A 2,926-nucleotide genomic window follows, 5' to 3' on the forward strand; every position below is an offset into this window, starting at 1 on the left:
TCGACCCCGCCGGTCCGGCGGCGCAACGTGATCCGGGCCCCGAGGAGCGCGAGGTCCTCGGTGTCGACGTACGTCGCCGTCTGGTCGACCTCCTCGACCTGGCTGACCCCGGCGACTCCGGGCACGCCGGAGAGGTCGGGCAGCTCGCCGTCACCCGGCGCGACGTCGTACTTGCGCTCGACCTCGACGTGCTCGGTCGGCATCGGCTGCTCCCTCGGCGTCAGGCCGGACCGACGACCGCGAGGATCTCCGGGCGGGCGAAGACCTCGGCGGCGATCTCGCGGACCTCCTCGAGCGTGACCGCGTCGATGCGCGCGATCACCTCGTCGATGCTCAGCAGCTGGTCGTGGACCAGCTCGGCCTTGCCGATGCGCGACATCCGCGACCCGGTGTCCTCCAGGCCGAGCACGAGGCCGCCGCGCAGCTGCCCCTTGCCGCGGACCAGCTCCTCGTCGGTGATGCCGGACTCGGCGACCTTCGCGAGCTCCTCGCGCACCACCGCGAGCACCTCGTCGAGCTTGTTCGGCAGGCACCCCACCGAGACGCCGACGAGCCCGGAGTCGGCGTGATGGGTCGCGAAGGAGAACACCGAGTAGGCCAGACCGCGCCGTTCGCGGATCTCCTGGAACAGCCGCGAGGACGTGCCGCCCCCGAGCGCGGTGTTCAGGACGCCGAGCGCGAACCGGCGCTCGTCGTCACGGCGCAGGCCCTCCGTGCCGAGCACGACGTTGACCTGCTCGAAGGGACGGGTCGCCGTCAGGCACCCGGCGCGCACCCGCTTGCGTGAGCCGTGCCGCGGGGCGACCGGGGTGCCGGGGGCGTCGAGCCAGCCGTTGCGGGCGAACGCCCTGCGGACCTGGCGCACCAGCGCGGTGTGGTCGACGTTGCCGGCGGCGGCGATCACGACGTTGCCGGGCCGGTAGTGGCGCTTGTAGAAGCGGCGTACCTGCTCGCGCGAGAGCGACCGGATCGACCCGACCGTGCCGGCGATCGGGCGGCCCAGCGGGCTGTCGCCCCAGGCCTGCTCGGCGAACAGGTTGTGCACGACGTCGTCGGGGTCGTCGTCGTGCATCGCGATCTCGTCGAGGATCACGTCGCGCTCCGCCTCGACGTCCTCGGGCGCGATCGTCGAGGAGGTGATCATGTCGCCGAGCACGTCGACCGCGAGCGGCAGGTCCTCGTCGAGGACCCGCGCGTGGAAGCAGGTGTACTCCTTCGCGGTGAAGGCGTTGAACTCACCGCCCACGGCGTCGAGCGCGACCGAGATGTCCAGCGCGGACCGCTCGGCCGTGCCCTTGAACAGCAGGTGCTCGAGGAAGTGCGAGCAGCCGTGCAGCGCCGGGCTCTCGTCGCGCGAGCCGACGCCGACCCAGACGCCGATCGCGGCGGACCGCACCCCGGCCTGGTGCTCGCTGATCACCCGCAGGCCCGAGGGCAGGACCGTACGCCGCACCCGCGACGTCACCTGCCCCGAGGCGTCGGTGGTCGTCTGCAGCGTGCGTGTCCCCGGAGAAGGCGTTGACCCGCCCGAATCTTTCGGGCGGGTCAACACAGGAGCGTCACCCACGAGGTGGTCAGTCCTCCTCGGAGGTGCTCTCGGCGTCGGCGGCGGCCGCGTCGTCCTCGACGACCGGCACCAGGGACAGCTTGCCGCGGTCGTCGATCTCGGCGATCTGCACCTGGATCTTCTGGCCGACCGAGACCACGTCCTCGACGGCGTCGACGCGCTTGCCGCCGGCGAGCGAACGGAGCTTGCTGATGTGCAGCAGGCCGTCCTTGCCGGGCATCAGCGAGACGAACGCACCGAAGTTGGTGGTCTTGACGACCGTGCCGAGGTAGCGCTCGCCGACCTCGGGCATCGTCGGGTTCGCGATCGCGTTGACGGCGTTCTTGGCGGCCTCGGCGGCCTCGCCGTTGGTGGCACCGATGTAGATGGTGCCGTCGTCCTCGATCGAGATCGACGCGCCGGTGTCGTCCTGGATCTGGTTGATGATCTTGCCCTTGGGGCCGATGACCTCGCCGATCTTGTCGACGGGGATCGTGATCGTGATGATCCGCGGGGCGTAGACCGACATCTCCTCGGGCGCGTCGATGGCCTCGGCCATCACGTCGAGGATCGTCAGGCGGGCGTCGCGGGCCTGGGTCAGCGCCTGGGCGAGGACCTCGGCCGGGATGCCGTCGAGCTTGGTGTCGAGCTGCAGCGCGGTGACGAACTCCCGGGTGCCGGCGACCTTGAAGTCCATGTCGCCGAACGCGTCCTCGGCGCCGAGGATGTCGGTGAGCGCGACGTACTGGAGCTGGCCGTCGATCTCGCCGGAGACCAGGCCCATCGCAATGCCCGCGACCGGCGCCTTGAGCGGCACGCCGGCCTGGAGCAGCGACAGCGTCGACGCGCAGACCGAGCCCATCGAGGTGGAGCCGTTGGAGCCCATCGCCTCGGAGAGCTGACGGATCGCGTACGGGAACGTCTCGCGGTTCGGCAGCACGGGGAGGATGGCGCGGCGCGCGAGCGCACCGTGGCCGACCTCGCGGCGCTTGGGCGAGCCCACGCGACCGGTCTCACCGGTGGAGAACGGCGGGAAGACGTACTTGTGCATGTAGCGGCGGTGCGTCTCGGGCGAGAGCGTGTCGAGCTGCTGCTCCATCTTGAGCATGTCGAGGGTGGTGACGCCCAGGATCTGGGTCTCACCGCGCTCGAACAGCGCCGAGCCGTGCACCCGCGGGATCACGCCGACCTCGGCGTGCAGCGGACGGATGTCGGCCAGGCCGCGACCGTCGATGCGGACCTTGTCGCGCAGCACGCGCTCGCGGACCAGCGACTTGTTCAGCGAGCGGAACGCCGCGCCGATCTCCTTCTCGCGGCCCTCGAACTGCGAGGCCAGCTTCTCCAGCAGGCTCTCCTTGAGCTCGTCGACACGGAGCTCGC

General features: G+C 71.0%; 3 protein-coding genes. All 3 read right to left on the bottom strand.

What is annotated here, in order from left to right:
* Positions 1-203: CYTH domain-containing protein (locus VGD85_RS20785; RefSeq protein ID WP_331065339.1), on the bottom strand; the 203-nt coding region annotated here is incomplete at its 3' end.
* 17 nt (positions 204-220) lie between these two features.
* Positions 221-1,465, bottom strand: coding sequence for a pitrilysin family protein (locus VGD85_RS20790; protein WP_331065340.1), 1,245 nt, complete (start codon positions 1,463-1,465; stop codon positions 221-223).
* Positions 1,466-1,574: 109 nt separating this feature from the next.
* Positions 1,575-2,926 (bottom strand): polyribonucleotide nucleotidyltransferase (locus tag VGD85_RS20795; protein ID WP_331065341.1); only part of this gene is annotated, 1,352 nt, incomplete at its 5' end.

Source organism: Nocardioides sp. (genome assembly GCF_036401255.1).
GTDB lineage: Bacteria > Actinomycetota > Actinomycetes > Propionibacteriales > Nocardioidaceae > Nocardioides.